Genomic DNA, 17,114 nt, shown 5'->3' on the forward strand with positions numbered 1-17,114 from the left:
ATATTTTGGCAAACCGATTCAGTCATGGCATTGTCTAGAATACATAGATGATATTTTTTGTCAATGCGTAAGTCCTAATATCTTCCATTGCATAGTTTGTAGGAACTCGGACAATGGGCTTACAGCCCCTTGCTACATGAGTAGAATTCTACCCCATAACCCTAGCTGCCGCCAATCCGAGCGACATCGCGAGCATTTTCTTCAAACGCAGCAGTCAGCGCACGATCACCGCTTAAACCCGATGCGATCGCCGTATTTCGGTATTGGCCAAGCCAAGGAATTACCCAAGTTGCTGAGGAGTATTTTTGCTGTCATACATTTGCGATTGTAACGCTCAGGTTTATCTATTCTAACAGCTAGATATAGAGCGCATACCAGATTTAGTTTTGTAAATATTTTAGGGGCGATCGCCTTCGGACAATATCAGGACTGTAGGTATGTCTGCACTTGTGGGCGATCGCAAATAACTTCCAGGTAGCGTGGCAACTGCTACAGTGTTTCCCAACAAATCGAAGAACTCAAGGCCATAACCTGTTGTTAGTCCCTCGACGAGTGCTATTGATTTACCAGTCCTCGCAGTTCCTTAATGTCGATGTGGATTCCTTGACGTTTCAGATATTGGCTCAAGTTAATCTGGATGAATAAATCTTTGAGCTCTTCAGCAATCTCTGCCGGGGGATTGCCAGATAACGCAGTTGCAATTAGACGTTCTGCCATTCGTAATTCGCCACATTCGATCGCTAAAGATGCTGCGCTGCGGTGAAGCACAGAACGAGTGGGTTCAGCATCAAGGGCGCTAGCGATTAAGGCTGCGGCCTGAGTTTCTTGTTCAAAGGCTTGGCGCGTCAATTGTGCAGCCAACTCCAACGCACCTCTTAAGCTGGCGACTGCCGCTGCTTCGGCTAAATCCATTGCTTGTTTGTGGAGCGATTCAATCTGGCTCATTGGAGTACGGTTCCTTCAGGATTTTGCTTGGCACTAATAATAGAAATCGGTCGGCTGAACTCTACTACAATGATATACGCTGGCAAGCCTTGTGCCTCTGAGGCGCGGGTTTGTTCAGTTTTCAGCTTGACTCTAGTATTGATTTGACTTTGATTGCCTTTGCGAATTCCAGAAACCTCTAGCCGAGCCATTCGCTCAAATGGCAGTGTGGTAGCTGAATTTTGACTTCCTAACCAATAGTCAAATCCAGTTCCTTTGCGAGAGCGTTCAATGACTGTGAGATTTGTTAATTGCAAAATTAACAGGAATGCGATTCCATAAGCAGCCTGCTCGGTAGTATATTCTTCGTCATTCCAACATCGTCGGGTTTGCTCGGTGACTGGCTGCCAATCTAACTTGAATGTGGCAGAAAATTCTCCCTCAACTTTAAGTGTTACTCCTGGTTGGTGAGCTTCATCGGTTAGACAAATCGCACCTGCTTCTGCGATCGCCGCTCCAAAGGCAGGTGTAATTGCAGGGAGTCCCTGGCTAAGGCTTTGTAAGTTTAAGATTTGAATCTGGCTCAAAGCGACGTTGCTCTATGGAAAGTAGATATTCAATTTTACTCTCAGTTGCGACAATTTGAGTCGATCGCCACTATTTGTAGACGATCGCCTTCCTCGACTTGGGGTGATCATCGCGATTGCACAATTGCCTCTACTTAGGCAGCAAAACTATTAACCAGTCTAACTGTAGGTCTGTCTGCACTTGTGGGCGATCGCAAATAACTTTCAGGTAGCGTGGCAACTGCTACAGTGTTTCCCAACAGATCGAAGAACTCAACGCTATAACCTGTTTCTAGTCCCTCAACGTGATGCTGTTCTACAACCGTACCGATATCGCCAGCATCAAGTCCTTCTTCTGGAAGGTGGCACAGCAAGATGACATCTGAATAAAGCTGATAGTTTATAATTCTTCTGATTCGGGAAATTGTTGCTCGTATTGGGCTAGAATTTCTCGAACTGTTTCGGCCGCGATGTCTGATAGGTCTGATTTAGAATAGATAGTCACCAAAACGATCGAATCGCTAGTTTTGAGGTAATAAATAGCACGGTAGCCCGCGCTTTTGCCTTTTTGAATGTCACTGTTTTTAATTCTGACTTTGAAAATTTCGTACTCCATCCCCGGAATGCGATCGCCCGGAAGTTCCCCCGCTTGAAGTTGTTCGATTACAGGCTGAATGTCGTTGCGAATGTTGCGATAGCGTTTGGCTAAAGTTCGCAGGTCTCGTTGAAATCGGGGGGTAAGTTCAATTTGGATCGGTTGCGGATCAGTTGTCATCGATTCCGTCCCACAGTTGAGACAAAGGGAGAGTTTGTCCGGTAATTGCCTCATGGAAGCCTTGCTGAATCCCTTCGATGACAGTTTCAGTGGGGTCATCATCGGGATCGATATCAGTGTTTTGACGAATTTTTTGTTGCAGTTCTTTGAAGCGTCCTTTATAAATATCTTCCCATTTATCGGACTGCAAGAATTTGATGAAAGCTAAGACTTCTTGTTGTTGGTCTGGCGATAAGACCTTCACATTTTCCAAAATGGCTTGTTCGACGGTCATAATTATCCCTTTTTTTTGATTGCTCTTCTACAATCTAGTAACAACATTATATCAAACGGGTGGCTTGACAGCAAGTCAGGGGTGAGTTCAATTAGATTAGTTTGGGATACTCAGTTAGTTTATCCATTGCACAATTGCTTCTACTTACGCAGCAAAACTATTAACCAGTCTAACTGTAGGTCTGTCTGCACTTGTGGGCGATCGCAAATAACTTCCAGGTAGTGTCGCAACTGCTACAGTGTTTCCCAACAAATCGAAGAACTCAACGCTATAACCTGTTTCTAGTCCCTCAACGTGATGCTGTTCTACAACTGTACCGATATCGCCGGCATAAAATCCTTCTTCTGGAAGGTTGCACAGCAAGATGACATCTGAATAAAGTTGATAGTTCATAAAAGTGAGTTACTTTCCCTTGCTTGCTGCCTCAATGTTTCAAAAAGTTGTTCTCCCTCCGATAAATAAGCATCAATGGCTGTGCGATTAGCCAAGTAAAAAGTAATTGCCCCATAAACTTCTTCTAGCGTCAGTGCAGGGAATGATTGAACGATACTTTCTGGGAATTGTTTCGCCAGGAAAGCATAGACAATTGAATCTAAAGAAACGCGCTTCCCGACAATTCGGTAGCAACTTTCCCGTTCTTCAATGTACTGTTTTGTTGTTATAGCTACCGTGCTCATAGTTTGCGCGATTATTCAATTTCATTTTCAAGCTGGTCAAGGATTTTCTCACAATGTTTTATGATAGTGTTTTTATTAGCCCTAGCTAAGTTTATTTGAGAACCTAAATTTTGTATTTGAGAAACTTGCTTTTCAATCTGCTCACCCTCACTAGCTGTAAGATCTCTACCTCGTCCATAACCATTATTTGATAATCCCCATATAAGAGCAACTCCTTTAACTAAAAGAGTTCTCATTTGCTCTGCTTCAATGTTGATATTCACAGTATCCTGATCCTCATAAAAAATAGCAAAGCTACCTATAATTGCCCCCACAGATGCTCCTATCTGCGCCCCTGTCATTGCTCCAGCTACAATACCTGTACCGCCAGTCAATACACCCACAACTCCTGCTCCAACAATAGCCATCAAAAAAGAACCAAAACCTGCTCCAACTGCTGCCATTCCAGAACCAAAGCTTACCCGATTCATCAAGTTATGATCTGTCTTGAAGTCTAGACACAACTGCTCTTTTGGAGTAGTTGGGTTTTCTGCTGCTACCTTATAGAGATAAGTAATATTATGAAGGAATGTAGCAAACGATCTGTCGATCTTGTCTGCAATTTTTTCCCTGGCTATTTGCCGTTTATACTCATTATTGCACTCTGCCTTTGGAAGAGTCAAGATTGGTTTTCCTTGATAGGGTTCAATAATAAAAACCGATAACAAATTACAAGCTTCTTTCCTGATTTCTAACTCTCTCTCCTTAAATCGTTTTAAACCCTCAGTAAAACGCAATTTTTGCTCGGAATCAAGTATATTGAGAATACTGTCATAAATCCCCTTTACTTTGACAGGACTATCCCAATGGGCATCACAAACAATCACATCCATTGAGCGTTCTTTAAATAGATTTTTCCATTGAGTTACTCTGTTGTCAACAGATATTTTATCGCTTGCTGCTAGTTCCTTTTTATATTGATTGATAACCGCTACAACTTTTGAACATTTTTTGAGAATAAGTGAAATCTCCTCCTTATAATTATCATCAGGTACAATCGTTAGACTGGCTACATATAAAACTACATCGGTGGATTCTATGGAAGCTATTGCGTCTAAATCGTAGACCATTTTTTCTTGCCAACTCTGTGACATCTTGAAGTCGGGATTTTCATTCAATGAGTCAAGGTACATCATTAAATTAGAGGCATACTGAAATCCTGGAGTATCTATAAATGTTGCTTGGAGACCTTCAAAAAAGTAGGATTCCCCTTTTTTTGTAACGTTAGCTGAATCTCCAACTTCTCCAATAGAAGTTTTCATCAAAGTTCTAATCAGAGTGGTTTTTCCGGTGTTTGTATGACCGACAACAGCAATACTGATGTTTTGTGACCTGACATTTCTTTGTGCTGGCATGGGTAACTTATAGTTGATAGTTGGTAATCGATCGCTAGTGAGGAATAGGTAATTGGTTGTTAGTAACAGCCATTACCCATTCCTCATGTTCAACCCTAGCTGCCGCCAATCCGGGCGACATCGCGAGCGTTTTCTTCAAACGCAGCCGTCAGCGCATCATCACCGCTTAAACCCGATGCGATCGCCCTTTCAATAGCCTGCAACACCCGCTTATAATCCCTCGGCATCACCTTCACAAACACCGGCACCATCGAGTCCCAATTTGCCAGAACCTTCGATGCCTTCGCACTTCCAGTCAAATCAAAATGAGTCTGAATTAACTGCCGCAAATCGCTAATTTCCTCAACATCCTCCAATTTTTCCAAATCCACCATCGACATATTGCAGCGAGTAGCAAAATCCCCCGCCTCATCCAAAATGTAAGCCACACCGCCACTCATACCCGCTGCAAAATTGCGCCCGGTTTCACCCAAAACTACAACTTTGCCGCCAGTCATGTACTCGCAACCGTGATCGCCCACACCCTCAACTACTGCGTTAACGCCGGAGTTACGCACCCCAAAACGTTCGCCCGCCATCCCTCGGATGAAAACCTCGCCGGATGTCGCGCCGTAAAGCACTACGTTACCGACAATCACGTTTTCCTCTGCGACAAAGGTAGAAGCTGGCGACGGATACAGGATAATCTTGCCGCCGCTGAGCCCTTTGCCCAAATAGTCGTTAGCTTCGCCTTCGAGCTCCAGGGTGACTCCCTTGGGCACGAATGCCCCAAAGCTTTGCCCAGCGCTGCCTTGGAAGTGCAGGTGCACCGTGTCATCCGGCAAACCTTCCCAGTTGCGTTTGGTGATTTCGTTGCCGAGAATTGTGCCGACAACGCGGTTGACATTGGTAATCGGCAGTTTGGCCTGTACCTTTTCGCCATTTTCGATCGCACCTTTGCACAAATCCAACAACACAGTCATGTCGAGAGACTTTTCCAAACCGTGATCCTGCGCCATCTGACAATAGCGCCCGACATCCGCGCCAACCTCCGGCTGATAAAGGATTTTTGAGAAATCCAAACCCTTAGCCTTCCAGTGTTCCACCGCTTGCTGAGGTTCCAAAACATCAGTGCGGCCAACCATTTCATTCAGCGTGCGGAAGCCCAACTGCGCCATAATTTCCCGGACTTCCTGCGCGATGAAAGTCATAAAGTTTACCGTGTGATCGGGGTCGCCGGTAAAGTTTTTCCGCAGCAGCGGGTCTTGCGTCGCCACGCCCACCGGGCAAGTGTTCAGGTGGCACACGCGCATCATGATGCAGCCCAATGTCACCAGCGGCGCGGTCGCAAAACCGAATTCCTCAGCGCCAAGCAGTGCAGCAATTACTACATCGCGACCGGTTTTCATTTGACCGTCAGTTTCCACGACAATCCGGCTGCGGAGATTGTTGAGAACCAAAGTTTGGTGAGTTTCAGCCAGTCCCAATTCCCAAGGTAATCCCGCGTGTTTGATCGAAGTCTGCGGCGAAGCGCCGGTTCCGCCGTCGTAGCCGGAAATCAACACGACATCGGCGTGGGCTTTTGCAACCCCGGCCGCGATCGTCCCGACTCCAACTTCCGACACGAGTTTGACGCTAATCCGCGCTTCCCGGTTGGAATTTTTCAAGTCGTGAATCAATTCTGCCAAATCTTCGATCGAATAAATGTCGTGGTGAGGAGGAGGTGAAATCAAACCCACACCCGGAGTCGAGTTCCGCACCTTGGCAATCCACGGGTATACTTTTTTACCGGGCAACTGTCCGCCTTCACCGGGTTTCGCGCCTTGCGCCATCTTGATTTGCAGTTCCCGCGCTTGGGAAAGGTACAAGCTGGTAACGCCGAAACGCCCGGAAGCAACTTGTTTGATCGCGCTGTTTTTCGAGTCGCCGCGATCGTTCGTCCAAGTGTAGCGATCGGGATCTTCGCCACCTTCACCGGTGTTCGATTTGCCACCAATGCGGTTCATCGCTACTGCTAGCGATTCGTGGGCTTCTTTGGAAATCGAACCGTAACTCATCGCCCCAGTTTTAAAGCGTTTGAGAATAGATTCGATCGGTTCAACTTCCTCAATCGGTATCGATTCCCGCTGCTTGAATTGCAACAAACCGCGCAAGGTAAAATGCTGCTGGTTTTGTTCGTTTACCAGCCCAGAATACTGTTTGAAAAGCGTATAACTGCCCTCGCGCACCGACTTTTGCAGCGCGTGAATTGTCTGCGGGCTAAACAAATGCGCCTCGCCTTCTTTCCGCCATTGATATTCGCCGCCGACATCGAGAGTATGTCCGCTGGATGGGCGATCGGGGAATGCGTGGGTATGGCGTAAAATTGCTTCTTGGGCGATGACTTCGAGGTCTACGCCTTCAATCCGGGAGGCTGTCCAAGCAAAGTATTTATCGACTACGGATTTGTTTAAGCCGATCGCCTCAAAAATCTGCGCGCCGCGATAACTTTGAATTGTGGAAATCCCAATTTTCGAGGCAACTTTCGTCACACCTTTAGTTGCCGCTTTGACGTAGTTTTTGCAAGCTGTTTTGTACTCGACATTTAGCAGCAATCCTTCGCGGATCGAATCGGCGATCGTCTCAAAGGCCAAATACGGATTAATCGCGCCGCAACCATATCCAATAAGTGTCGCAAAGTGATGCACTTCCCTCGGTTCGCCGGATTCGAGAACGAGTCCCGCCCGCGTGCGCGTACCTTTACGGATCAAGTGGTGGTGCAGGCCCGCAACTGCCAGCAGCGCCGGAATTGGGGCTTGGTCTGGACTGATACCCCGATCGCTCAAAATGAGGATATTCACCCCGGAGGCGATCGCGCTGTCTGCTGCTGCAAAAACCTCTTCTAAGGCTTGTTCAAGACCTTTCACACCGCTTTTGGGGTCAAACAAAATCGGCACGGTGAATGACTTGAAATTGCCCTCATTTACGTGTTGGAGCTTAGCTAATTCTTCATTGCTGAGAATTGGCGTTTTCAGTTCAATCAAATGACAGCTTTCCGGTTCCGGTTTGAGCAAATTGCGTTCAGCGCCGATCGTAGTTTCGGCAGAAGTTACAATTTCTTCGCGGATAGAATCGATCGGCGGATTGGTAACTTGAGCAAACAACTGCTGGAAGTATTCGTAAAGCAGTTTTGGCCGGTTGGAAAGCACCGCCAGCGGCGTATCCGCACCCATCGCGCCGACAGCTTCCACACCATCTTTTGCCATCGGTGCTAACAGCAACCGCAGTTCTTCAAAGGTGTAGCCAAAGGCCATTTGCCGTTGCAATAATGTTTCGGGATGAGATTCTGCTACGGCAGGCGCATCTTTCAGTTTGGCGATTTCGACCATGTGCTTGTCGAGCCACTCGCGGTACGGGTGTTCTGTGGCGATTTTGGTTTTAATTTCCTCGTCAGAGACGATGCGGCCTTCCTCGGTATTTACCAGGAACATCCGCCCTGGTTGCAAGCGACCTTTTGATACAATTCGTTCTGGGGCAATTGGCAAAACTCCCGCTTCCGATGCCATAATTACCAAGTCGTCTTTGGTAACGCAGTAGCGGGAAGGGCGCAAACCGTTGCGATCGAGCACGGCCCCGATCGATGTACCATCGGTAAATGCGATCGAAGCTGGGCCGTCCCAAGGTTCCATCAAGCAAGAATGGTATTCGTAGAAAGCTTTTTTCTCGTCACTCATGGACTCGTGGGCTGTCCAAGGTTCGGGAATCATCATCATTACAGCGTGCGGCAAAGAACGCCCGGCCAAATTCAGCAATTCCAAAGCATTGTCAAAAATCGTCGAGTCGCTGCCTTCGATATTGATTAAATTGGGGATTTTCTTTAAGTCATCGCCGAATAGTTCCGACTCGAACAGCGATTGCCGCGCGTGCATCCAGTTAATGTTGCCACGCATCGTGTTAATTTCGCCGTTGTGGGCGATGTAGCGGTAAGGGTGCGATCGTTCCCAGCTCGGAAAAGTATTCGTGCTGAAGCGCGAGTGAACCAGGGCTAGAGCGCTTTCCATGTCGGGGTCGTGCAGTTCGGGATAGTAATCGCCGACTTGCACCGGCATTAACATACCCTTGTAGACGATCGTCCGGCACGAGAGAGTGGAATTGTACCAGTAGGGGTCTACTTCCGTCCTGCGGATGGCGTTGTGAGCCCGTTTGCGGATGACGTACAGTTTCCGCTCGAAAGCCGCCTCGTCAATACCTGCAGCCCGCCGGAGGAACACTTGCTGCATGAAGGGTTCGCTAGATTTGGCGGTGTCGCCGAGGGACGAGTTATCGGTGGGAACATCGCGCCAGCCCAGCACTTCCTGGCCTTCTTCTGCGGCGATTTCCTCAAAAATCCGTTTGCCGTTTTCGCGTTCAGTTTGATTTGGCGACGAGTAAATCGCGCCAACGCCGTACTCGCCGGCTTCGGGAAGTTCGATGTTTAGGCCCGCCGTTACTTTCTTGAGAAACTTGTGGGGCACCTGCATCAAAATCCCCGCCCCGTCTCCGGTGTTGGGTTCGCAGCCGCACGCGCCCCGGTGGTCGAGGTTCAATAGGATTGTTAGTGCCTGCTCGACGATTTCGTGGGATTTGTTACCCTTGATGTGTACGATGAATCCGACTCCGCAAGCGTCGTGCTCGAACTGCGGATCGTACAGGCCTTGCTTTTGTGGCAGTCCGTTGTTGTTCATTTTGATGTGTCTCTCAAAGTGGTGAAAAGATGTTGATCTAGAGTAGATGGTGGGATGCCGATCGATCTAGTATCATGTATTATATGTGGATCTACTCAATTGGGTAGAGCTACCAAAAGATCCCAGCTTATTCGATCCGAGTAAAAAAATAGTTAAAGCCGATCACTTAACTATGGAACGCGGAGGTTAAAGATTTATGCTTAAAGACTCTTCAATTATATGAATTATTAAACCGCAGAGGCCGCAGAGAGCGCAGAGGAAGAGAAGAGAAGAGAGATGAGTAATTCCGATACCAACTCACATCTTGCACCCTTGTTAATAAGCTTTTCAAGGGCAGGCAAGATGCCCAGCCCACAAAATTTACTATCTGTGGAACAGGCATCTTGCCTGTTCTTGAGAAATGAGTTTATAGCACTGTTAGTGCGACTGTATCCTCAGCGCCTGGGTGACATCCTCCACCAGCATTTTGCCTTCTCATCAGCAATGAGTATTTCTGAAAAATTGCAACAAGTCGATCGACTCAAAGCCTGGTTGGATAGCTTTCGTCCGCTTTCTCCCACTGTGGTTGCAGAATTGAAAAAACTCTACGACGTTCGGTTCACTTATCATTCTAATGCGATCGAGGGAAACACCTTAACGCAACGCGAAACCGAATTAGTCCTCGAAACCGGCATTACTGTCGGTGGCAAAACTTTGCGCGAACACCTAGAAGTCATCGGGCATCGAGATGCGATCGACTATATTGAAATGCTAACGCGATCGGACACCGCGATCGGTGAATGGGAAATTAAACAAATTCACAACTTAATTATAAGGGCGATCCTCTTCGAGGGCTTCGCTAACACCCCGGAGGAAGCTGGACGCTATCGGCAGTTAGATGTCAAAGCCGCCGGTACCGAATACCTCTATCCGCCTCATTATTTGCTTTCGGGTTTGATGCCGGAATTTATCGAATGGCTCAACAGTGATAAAATCAAATCGTTACATCCGTTAGAGTATGCAGCCGAAGCACATCTTCGCTTTGTGTCGATTCATCCATTTCGGGATGGTAACGGACGGACGGGACGGCTATTAATGAATCTCCTGCTGTTGCGGGCTGGATATCCCATTGTCATTATCTCTAACCAGGTGCGTGCTGCCTACATCGATGCGATCGCAGAAGCACAGCAGCAGGGTTCTGGGATTGATCCCCTCCTCGATCTTATTGTAGATGCGGCCCGATACTCGCTGATCGAAACCTTGCAAATCCTAGCAACCGCTAGCGATAGCCAAAGTCAAGGGCTGCCTTTCTATCAAGAGATGCTAGCCGTTTTGCAACAGCAGTCTCAAAAGCTGGATTAGAATTCACCAAAAATCCGCTGCTATCAAAATTATTCATCTCTCTCTTCTCTTTCTCTGCGCCCTCTGCGGCCTCTGCGGTTAAATCATTCCGAAACCACCGTAAATCGTGCAAGATGTCCCATTAAATAAAGAACCAGCCGCCACAGATAAAGATTTGATGTAGATTGGGGCGATCGAACCCATAACAGGTGACAACTACTATGGTGCTTTTGCTATGGTTGTTAAGGCAGGTCGATCGGGCTGAGCACAAATCTTGCAAAACTCTACAGTCGGCTAACCAGTCCCCGCAGGTGGGCTTCGGTTTTAACTATAGATTAGTTAATCTCAAAAAACAACGTCGTTTACCAAAGGATTCAGCAAGCAATCCTCAAGGAGTGAAAATCATGGTTCAGATTCAAGAAATTTCTCAAGTATCTACCCTGCACGCACCTGCAGCACCCAACGGAGTAGCCGCTACAGAATTGCGGCCTTGGGGCTCATTTACGACTCTAGAAGAAGGCCCAGGATATAAAATTAAGCGGATCGAAGTTAAGTCGGGACACCGCCTCAGCCTGCAAATGCACCACCACCGCAGCGAACACTGGATTGTGGTTTCTGGTACTGCAAAAGTTACTTGTGGCGAAACTGAACAAGTTCTGTTTACCAATCAGTCTACCTACGTTCCTCAGTGCACTTCTCACCGCCTGGAAAATCCGGGAGTTATCCCCCTGGTTTTAATTGAGGTGCAGAATGGCGAATATCTCGGAGAAGATGATATTATCCGCTTTCAAGACGATTATGCTCGTAATGAAAAGGCTAAGTAACTCAAGTTGCTAAAGATATAGGGGTAAGGTGCGCTGCGGCGCACCCTACATTCTCCGGGTAAGGTAGAGGGCTAGGCACACTCTACATTTTCAAAACTTAACATTACTTCCCAATAATCAATTACCAATTACCAATTACTCATAATGATTCATCTGAGCAAAACAGCAGCAACAGAAGTAACGCGCCTCAAGTCGAAGCATCCGAACCCCAATGCTTTATTTCGTCTGGGCGTGGAATCGAGCGGCTGCTCCGGTTTGTCTTACACAATGGCATTTGACGATGCGCCAGCCCCACAAGACGCTGTATGCGAGTCGGAGGGAATTGCCGTTGCGATCGACCCCCAGCACTTAAAATATCTCAATGAGCTCACCTTGGATTATTCAGAAGACTTGATGGGCGGAGGTTTCCGATTTCACAATCCCAATGCCGCCCAAAGCTGTAGCTGCGGCAACTCCTTTTCTGCTAAGGAATAACCAACCTGTAGGGTGCGTCAATCGATTTTAGATTTTAGATTTTAGATTTTAGATTGACTTGCGCGAGATAAATGCGGGGGCTTGAGGATTTGCGATTTGCGATTTGGGATTGATTCCACGGATAAATCACGTGGCGGGTACCACCTTTGAAATTCTTGGTCAGTTGCAGAGAATCCTTCAATTCTAAAATCTAAAATAGATTGACGCACCTGACCAAATAAGCAATAACCAATATGATTTAGAGTGCGTCAGTTGCAGATAATTATAAAATCTAAAATCTAAAATCTAAAATCTAAAATCTAAAATCTAAAATCTAAAATCGTATGATGACACTCAAAGACTTAGAAAAAGTCCAAAAAACCTTCAAAGAAGCCGGTCAAGACTACCAAGTTGAACTAGAAAGCGGGAAGATTATCATTGTGGGCCCGTCAGACATTGTATCTAGTGAAATTGGCATTCGCTTGAGTGCCTTTCTCTTCGTTTGGGTGAATCCCCGCCGTTTGGGTCGAGTTTTTGACTCTGCAGGGGGCTTTATTTTACCTGATGCTAACCTCACAGCCCCTGATGTTTCTTTTGTCCGCGCCGCACGTCTCAGGCAAAGTCCCCGTTATTTCGGAGAATTAGTCCCAGACTTGGTAGTAGAAATTAAATCACAGAGCGATCGCATTAAACCGCTAGAAAAAAAGATTCATAATTTACTAGAACTCGGAGCGCAAGTAGGAATTTTGATCGATCCCGATGAAGAAACTGTAACAGTTTATCGTCAGGAAGGTGAACCGATTGTGTTGGGAAATGAAGATATTTTGACTGTCCCCGAACTTTTCCCTGGTTGGGAATTGCCAATTGCTGAACTGTGGCCGCCAATTTTTACTGAAGCAGAAACTCAAACTGAAGCCTAATAAAGTTTATGCAGGTTTTACATAGCCAGAAATGCGAAAGGGAGCATCTCACCTTTGCAGCCCTCCGCTAGAAATTGGAGTTTTGAGGCAGGAGGCAGGAGGCAGGAGGCAGAAGGAAAGAGGAAGAAGGAAAGAGGAAGAAGGAAGGAGCCAGAAGAAGGAAGGAGCCAGAAGAAGTATTTTTACAAATATGAGATGCTCCCAATGCGAAAAGCCTCTCTTCTCTTCCTCTGTGTCCTCTGCGCTCTCTGCGGTTAAATAATTCCTATCCAACCGTAAACGAGATGAGTGCAATGGAAAAGCTTTCAATCAAGCTGTCGTACCGAGAATAGTCCACTGCATTAACTGCTGCCACTCAGGAGATTGAGCTAATAAATCTGCATCGAATTCATTCCCCCCATCCTGCGAAAACTCGGCGAAAGCTTCCGCCCAATTAATTACTGTTTCCACAGGCAAATAAGGCGTATAATTCCAAGAACGCTGCAAAAACTCTACCATCTCAACAGAATGACCGGTGCGGTACAAATACCAAGCAATCCAAACTAAGGTACTGTACTTGATTTGCTTTTCCAACAAACGTATTTTATCCGGCAACTCGGGGCGGGCAAAAAAATTGTCCATCACTGCGGCGAGGGATTTAGCCTGCGGTAAACCTTTGTACATGGCGCTTTGTTCGTGCTGGCGGTAGCAAACAGTTACTTGCTGCAACCACTCTGCTTCGCATCCCATTAAGGCTAAACGCAGCACTAAATCTGTATCTTCCGCTGGGGGAAATCGAGGATCAAATCCGCCGGCGCGCTCTAACCACTGACGGCGAAATACCATCGCGCTAGGTAATACTGGTTTCCACCGCAGCCACATTTCTAAGTCTAATTTAGGGACATTTTGCCAGGGTTTTACATCTTTTAGCGGTTCGCCTATACTATTAACTAGACGCCAGCCGCTGTGAACTATTCCTAGATTTGGTCGCGCTGCAAATACAGCCATTTGTGCTGCTAATTTGTCGGGAAAAAAGTAGTCGTCAGCATCGAGAAAGGCGATAAATTCTCCTCGCGCTAGCTCGATGCCGTGATTTCTGGCAATCGAAACTCCTCGATTTTGTTGGTAAATGTAGCGAATTCGATCGCCATATTTCTCTAAAACTAACTTGGTATCATCTTTGGAACCGTCGTCTACGACAATAATTTCCCAGTTAGCATAGGTTTGGTGCAGAACGCTATCGACGGCTTGGCCGACGTAATCCGCACAGTTGTAAGCTGGAATTACTACGCTCACCTGCGGGGTGCGATCGCTCGTAACATTACTCATAATTAATTATCTTAAATTCGATTGCATCTTTATTTTACAATGAGCGTAGGGTGCGTCAGGAACTGACGCACTCAGCAAGGGGTTGTTGTGTTCATTAATTTGGGTTCAAGAATTTGCCAGGGTAAGTTGTCGTGGATTAAGTATATCTTGGGGGCGAATTGCTGAAGGGTGGCGATCGCCTTTTACCTTCAAATACTTGTCAGCTATTTGCAACACCTGTTCGGGATTGGCTGGCTTGCTCAAAAAATCGGAAGCACCGGTCAATTTCGCCCGCGTGCGGTCAATTATACTGTCTTGACCGGTCAAAAACACGATCGGAGTTTCGCGAAAAGCAGGTGTCTTTCGCAAAAAATTGCACAAAGCAAAGCCGCTTGTCTTCGGCATCACCACGTCCATAAAAATTAAAGCAGGCTTCTGTTTGGAGATGATGCCCACTCCCTGCATCGGGTCTTGAATTTTTAGAACTCGATACCCCGCCGGCAATAAAATTTGCTCTAAAAATTCGCATACTGTCGGACTGTCATCGATACAAGCAATCAAAGGGCGACCCGGCCCTGCGATCGCCGCGGCAAGGCGCCACTGTTCTATAGGCGACGGCAAGTCTGGTACTGTTCGGAAATTTACTAAACCCTGCTTGATGTAATTAACTAAAGCGCGAGTTGCCACTGTCACGCACTGCTTTTTCTTAAATGCAATATCCCAAAGAGTATTCTCGCCGTTGAATACGTTAGCTAATGCGATCAAAGAATTAGAACTAAATCGATTTTCCTGTAAATGGGCCGACGGTTTTAAAAGTGGTGCTTGTTCTGGATCTACCAGCCACAAACCCATTGCTTTCCACTTCTGCCAAATTTCTTCTGTACAGCACAGAATTTTCTCTACTTCTGTTAAAGACAGCAGCAAAGAAGAGGTAATGGTAGAAAAATATTTCTGGGACGGACGCCACTCCCGGCGCAAACCCGATTGACCGATCAGAGCAAATAACACTTCCGAAAGGCTGGTGTGGACGATCGCCCTAGCTTGTTCCAGACTCATTTCGCTGGCTGCTACCCCTCGCTGAAGCAGTTGATATTCCCACAGTTCTCCAGCATCTAGGTCTCTGAGATCGACTTGAAAGTTTCGACAGTGTTGCCCGATCGCCCTATACCAGCGCCTCGCTCTGTGCGCTCCTCCTGTGCCATAAACCAAACTACCCTGAAAAAAGTAAAGTTGCCACTGTTGTTCCCCTTGCTCTAACACCAGTTTCCCCGTTGCTTGTTTCTGGCTGAGTACAGCCAGAGTATGGGACAACATTTTGTATCCGATTGCGGTAGCAGACATATCAACTCGCATCCCCTGTACTCTGTTTGTACCATTATAGAGCTGCTGAGTTTTAAAAGATAACAGTAATATTACTGAATTTGGGTTAAGAAACACCACTAATTGTGCGACTTTAACCCTCGTAGGGAGTGATTCCCCTCGGTAGTTTTAGCCATGAGGATGCAACGCCTATTTGCACTATTAACTAATAAATAAAATACTATTTTTGACTAATAACTAATCGCCCTCGGTCTCTGTGGGAGGTACTGGATCGTAACCCCCTGGATGAAAAGGATGACAGCGCAAAATCCGCTTAACTGCCATTGAGCTGCCGCGGGCGGGCCCAAATCTTTCTATTGCTTCGATCGCGTATTGCGAACAAGTTGGCTGAAATCTACAGGCGTTAGGCAGGTAAGGAGAAATCCCCATTTTGTAGCCTCGGATTAATCCGATCAGCAATATTTTCACAATTTTTACCTCAGCGATTGATTAGATTAATAGGTCAATCTCGTCCCGTACCGCTGTAAGCTAGGTGAATCTAGGGGATTCCCAGCGGTTAGAGTTCCGCCAACTTTTCCTGTACCAATTATACCTTTTTTCATCTTTATTTTAGATACTTAAAGCACAATTTGAGGAGATAATATGGTACTTGTCTCTGAGTTCGCTACTTGACCGATACCTAAAAAATTACCGTCTCCATCGTAAACCTGCAAGGCATAGGGAGGTTGGGGTATTGGGTTGTGCGGGGGATGGTTGCTACTTTCCTCATAGGGCCCGATGATCGGCGTTTCGGGAATCGGGAGGCGCTGTCCTTGAAACCAGCGTTTGGTATATTCAGGGGAAAGGACGATCGCCCCTAAATGTCCCAAAACCGCCGATGGCAAAATCGGGCAGAATTTATTCTCCTGCAATTGCAGTTCCAATTCTTCAAAACTGAGACTTTCCTCGATCGAGAAACCGCTACTTTCGGTGCGAGTCAAACAAGCCAAAGTACCGCCTGTATTCAACACAGCGCCCAAATCCCGCGCGATCGCCCGAATGTAAGTACCCGCCCCGCAGGCGATCGACAAATCCAATTCAGGAAAATCCCCCGGCCGCCAATCCAAGATTTCCAGCCGAAAAACCTCAACATTTCTAGCAGCAACTTCGACAGTTTCGCCTTTTCTAGCTAACTCATAAAGGCGTTTTCCTCCCACCTGAACCGCACTAAAACTCGGCGGAAATTGCTCGATTTGTCCTAGGAATTTTGGGAGTGCAGCTTGCACTTGTTCCAAACTCAACTCCGGCACCGGTCGAGAATGGATAATTTCTCCTTCTAAATCGTCAGTAGCAGTAGTTAAGCCAAAGCGAATTGTGCCTCGGTAAGCTTTATTGTGTTGGAGAAATTGCAGCAGTCTGGTTGCTTTGCCCAGGGCGATCGGCAAAACGCCAGTCACAGCAGGATCTAGGGTTCCTCCGTGTCCGACTCGCTTGAGTTTCAATAGCCGGCGCACTCGCCCCACGCAGTCGTGAGATGTCATGCCCGCAGGTTTGTTGAGATTGAGAAAACCGTCAGTAGTCATTAGTCAGTAGTCAGTAGTCAGTAGTCAGTAGTCAGTTGTTATTTGTTATTTGTTATTTATTATTGGTTATTTGTCATACCCAATCCTGCTTAAATAACTTTCTCTATCTTAGTTTGCGGAGGCAGACTTCGTTTGT

General features: G+C 46.7%; 18 protein-coding genes. 5 read left to right on the forward strand and 13 right to left on the reverse strand.

Features of this window, described 5'->3' with window-relative positions:
* Nucleotides 1-555 precede the first annotated feature (555 nt).
* The 9 genes from QUA16_RS24285 to gltB all read right to left on the reverse strand — a co-directional run bounded on the left by QUA16_RS24285 (nucleotide 556) and on the right by gltB (nucleotide 9,292).
* Nucleotides 556-945, reverse strand: coding sequence for a hypothetical protein (locus tag QUA16_RS24285; protein WP_333106388.1), 390 nt, complete (start codon nucleotides 943-945; stop codon nucleotides 556-558).
* Nucleotides 942-1,511, reverse strand: coding sequence for a hypothetical protein (locus tag QUA16_RS24290; protein ID WP_333106387.1), 570 nt, complete (start codon nucleotides 1,509-1,511; stop codon nucleotides 942-944). The genes QUA16_RS24285 and QUA16_RS24290 overlap by 4 nt, the downstream gene beginning before the upstream one ends.
* 134 nt (nucleotides 1,512-1,645) lie before the next feature.
* Complete coding sequence (locus tag QUA16_RS24295; RefSeq protein ID WP_333181389.1) at nucleotides 1,646-1,927, reverse strand: DUF4926 domain-containing protein; 282 nt, start codon at nucleotides 1,925-1,927, stop codon at nucleotides 1,646-1,648.
* Nucleotides 1,891-2,265, reverse strand: coding sequence for a type II toxin-antitoxin system RelE/ParE family toxin (locus tag QUA16_RS24300; RefSeq protein WP_333106386.1), 375 nt, complete (start codon nucleotides 2,263-2,265; stop codon nucleotides 1,891-1,893). The genes QUA16_RS24295 and QUA16_RS24300 overlap by 37 nt, the downstream gene beginning before the upstream one ends.
* Nucleotides 2,255-2,539 carry a DUF2281 domain-containing protein gene (locus QUA16_RS24305; RefSeq protein ID WP_228049972.1) on the reverse strand — a complete coding sequence of 95 codons (285 nt, stop codon included), beginning with the start codon at nucleotides 2,537-2,539 and terminating at the stop codon, nucleotides 2,255-2,257. Before QUA16_RS24305 ends, QUA16_RS24300 begins: the two co-directional genes overlap by 11 nt.
* A 144-nt stretch (nucleotides 2,540-2,683) precedes the next feature.
* Nucleotides 2,684-2,932, reverse strand: a complete 249-nt coding sequence (locus QUA16_RS24310; RefSeq protein WP_333106385.1) for a DUF4926 domain-containing protein — start codon at nucleotides 2,930-2,932, stop codon at nucleotides 2,684-2,686.
* Nucleotides 2,929-3,216, reverse strand: coding sequence for a DUF433 domain-containing protein (locus QUA16_RS24315; RefSeq protein WP_333106384.1), 288 nt, complete (start codon nucleotides 3,214-3,216; stop codon nucleotides 2,929-2,931). The genes QUA16_RS24310 and QUA16_RS24315 overlap by 4 nt, the downstream gene beginning before the upstream one ends.
* Before the next feature lie 11 nt (nucleotides 3,217-3,227).
* Complete coding sequence (locus tag QUA16_RS24320) at nucleotides 3,228-4,610, reverse strand: GTPase (protein ID WP_333106383.1); 1,383 nt, start codon at nucleotides 4,608-4,610, stop codon at nucleotides 3,228-3,230.
* A gap of 95 nt (nucleotides 4,611-4,705) precedes the next feature.
* A complete protein-coding gene (gene gltB / locus QUA16_RS24325; protein WP_333106382.1) occupies nucleotides 4,706-9,292 on the reverse strand; it encodes a glutamate synthase large subunit in 4,587 nt (1,528 codons plus the stop codon).
* A 342-nt stretch (nucleotides 9,293-9,634) separates the two neighbouring features.
* On the opposite strand from gltB, the gene QUA16_RS24330 reads away from it, so the two are divergent.
* From QUA16_RS24330 to QUA16_RS24350, 5 genes are all read left to right on the forward strand, one after another.
* On the forward strand, nucleotides 9,635-10,633 hold the full coding sequence (locus tag QUA16_RS24330) for a Fic family protein (RefSeq protein WP_333106381.1): 999 nt from the start codon (nucleotides 9,635-9,637) through the stop codon (nucleotides 10,631-10,633).
* 383 nt (nucleotides 10,634-11,016) lie between these two features.
* Entirely contained in the window at nucleotides 11,017-11,436 is a 420-nt protein-coding gene (locus QUA16_RS24335; protein ID WP_333106380.1) for a phosphomannose isomerase type II C-terminal cupin domain, read from the forward strand.
* 144 nt (nucleotides 11,437-11,580) lie between these two features.
* Nucleotides 11,581-11,910, forward strand: a complete 330-nt coding sequence (locus QUA16_RS24340) for an iron-sulfur cluster assembly accessory protein (protein ID WP_333106379.1) — start codon at nucleotides 11,581-11,583, stop codon at nucleotides 11,908-11,910.
* Nucleotides 11,911-12,236: 326 nt separating this feature from the next.
* Entirely contained in the window at nucleotides 12,237-12,809 is a 573-nt protein-coding gene (locus tag QUA16_RS24345) for a Uma2 family endonuclease (protein ID WP_333106389.1), read from the forward strand.
* A gap of 54 nt (nucleotides 12,810-12,863) precedes the next feature.
* A complete protein-coding gene (locus tag QUA16_RS24350; RefSeq protein ID WP_333181387.1) occupies nucleotides 12,864-13,067 on the forward strand; it encodes a hypothetical protein in 204 nt (67 codons plus the stop codon).
* 51 nt (nucleotides 13,068-13,118) lie between these two features.
* Here QUA16_RS24350 and QUA16_RS24355 read toward each other — a convergent pair whose 3' ends face one another.
* The 4 genes from QUA16_RS24355 to truB form a co-directional block, all read right to left on the reverse strand.
* Nucleotides 13,119-14,117 carry a glycosyltransferase gene (locus tag QUA16_RS24355; RefSeq protein WP_333106378.1) on the reverse strand — a complete coding sequence of 333 codons (999 nt, stop codon included), beginning with the start codon at nucleotides 14,115-14,117 and terminating at the stop codon, nucleotides 13,119-13,121.
* Between the two features lie 105 nt (nucleotides 14,118-14,222).
* Complete coding sequence (locus tag QUA16_RS24360; RefSeq protein WP_333106377.1) at nucleotides 14,223-15,437, reverse strand: response regulator; 1,215 nt, start codon at nucleotides 15,435-15,437, stop codon at nucleotides 14,223-14,225.
* 216 nt (nucleotides 15,438-15,653) lie between these two features.
* The gene (gene yidD / locus QUA16_RS24365; protein WP_333106376.1) at nucleotides 15,654-15,884 is read right to left on the reverse strand and encodes a membrane protein insertion efficiency factor YidD; all 231 of its coding nucleotides are present in this window, start codon (nucleotides 15,882-15,884) and stop codon (nucleotides 15,654-15,656) included.
* A 149-nt stretch (nucleotides 15,885-16,033) separates the two neighbouring features.
* Complete coding sequence (gene truB / locus QUA16_RS24370) at nucleotides 16,034-16,978, reverse strand: tRNA pseudouridine(55) synthase TruB (protein ID WP_333106375.1); 945 nt, start codon at nucleotides 16,976-16,978, stop codon at nucleotides 16,034-16,036.
* Nucleotides 16,979-17,114 lie beyond the last annotated feature (136 nt).

Origin of the sequence: Microcoleus sp. S13_C3 (genome assembly GCF_036700905.1) — a bacterium.
GTDB lineage: Bacteria > Cyanobacteriota > Cyanobacteriia > Cyanobacteriales > Microcoleaceae > Microcoleus.

Bases quoted from the DNA above. Each gene is read 5' to 3' on its own strand.
- QUA16_RS24320 (WP_333106383.1), bottom strand. From the start codon at position 4,610: ATGCCAGCACAAAGAAATGTCAGGTCACAAAACATCAGTATTGCTGTT.
- QUA16_RS24300 (WP_333106386.1), bottom strand. From the start codon at position 2,265: ATGACAACTGATCCGCAACCGATCCAAATTGAACTTACCCCCCGATTT.
- QUA16_RS24330 (WP_333106381.1), top strand. From the start codon at position 9,635: ATGCCCAGCCCACAAAATTTACTATCTGTGGAACAGGCATCTTGCCTG.
- truB (WP_333106375.1), bottom strand. From the start codon at position 16,978: ATGACTACTGACGGTTTTCTCAATCTCAACAAACCTGCGGGCATGACA.
- QUA16_RS24355 (WP_333106378.1), bottom strand. From the start codon at position 14,117: ATGAGTAATGTTACGAGCGATCGCACCCCGCAGGTGAGCGTAGTAATT.
- QUA16_RS24340 (WP_333106379.1), top strand. From the start codon at position 11,581: ATGATTCATCTGAGCAAAACAGCAGCAACAGAAGTAACGCGCCTCAAG.
- QUA16_RS24305 (WP_228049972.1), bottom strand. From the start codon at position 2,539: ATGACCGTCGAACAAGCCATTTTGGAAAATGTGAAGGTCTTATCGCCA.
- QUA16_RS24360 (WP_333106377.1), bottom strand. From the start codon at position 15,437: ATGTCTGCTACCGCAATCGGATACAAAATGTTGTCCCATACTCTGGCT.
- QUA16_RS24315 (WP_333106384.1), bottom strand. From the start codon at position 3,216: ATGAGCACGGTAGCTATAACAACAAAACAGTACATTGAAGAACGGGAA.
- QUA16_RS24310 (WP_333106385.1), bottom strand. From the start codon at position 2,932: ATGAACTATCAACTTTATTCAGATGTCATCTTGCTGTGCAACCTTCCA.
- QUA16_RS24345 (WP_333106389.1), top strand. From the start codon at position 12,237: ATGACACTCAAAGACTTAGAAAAAGTCCAAAAAACCTTCAAAGAAGCC.
- QUA16_RS24285 (WP_333106388.1), bottom strand. From the start codon at position 945: ATGAGCCAGATTGAATCGCTCCACAAACAAGCAATGGATTTAGCCGAA.
- QUA16_RS24335 (WP_333106380.1), top strand. From the start codon at position 11,017: ATGGTTCAGATTCAAGAAATTTCTCAAGTATCTACCCTGCACGCACCT.
- gltB (WP_333106382.1), bottom strand. From the start codon at position 9,292: ATGAACAACAACGGACTGCCACAAAAGCAAGGCCTGTACGATCCGCAG.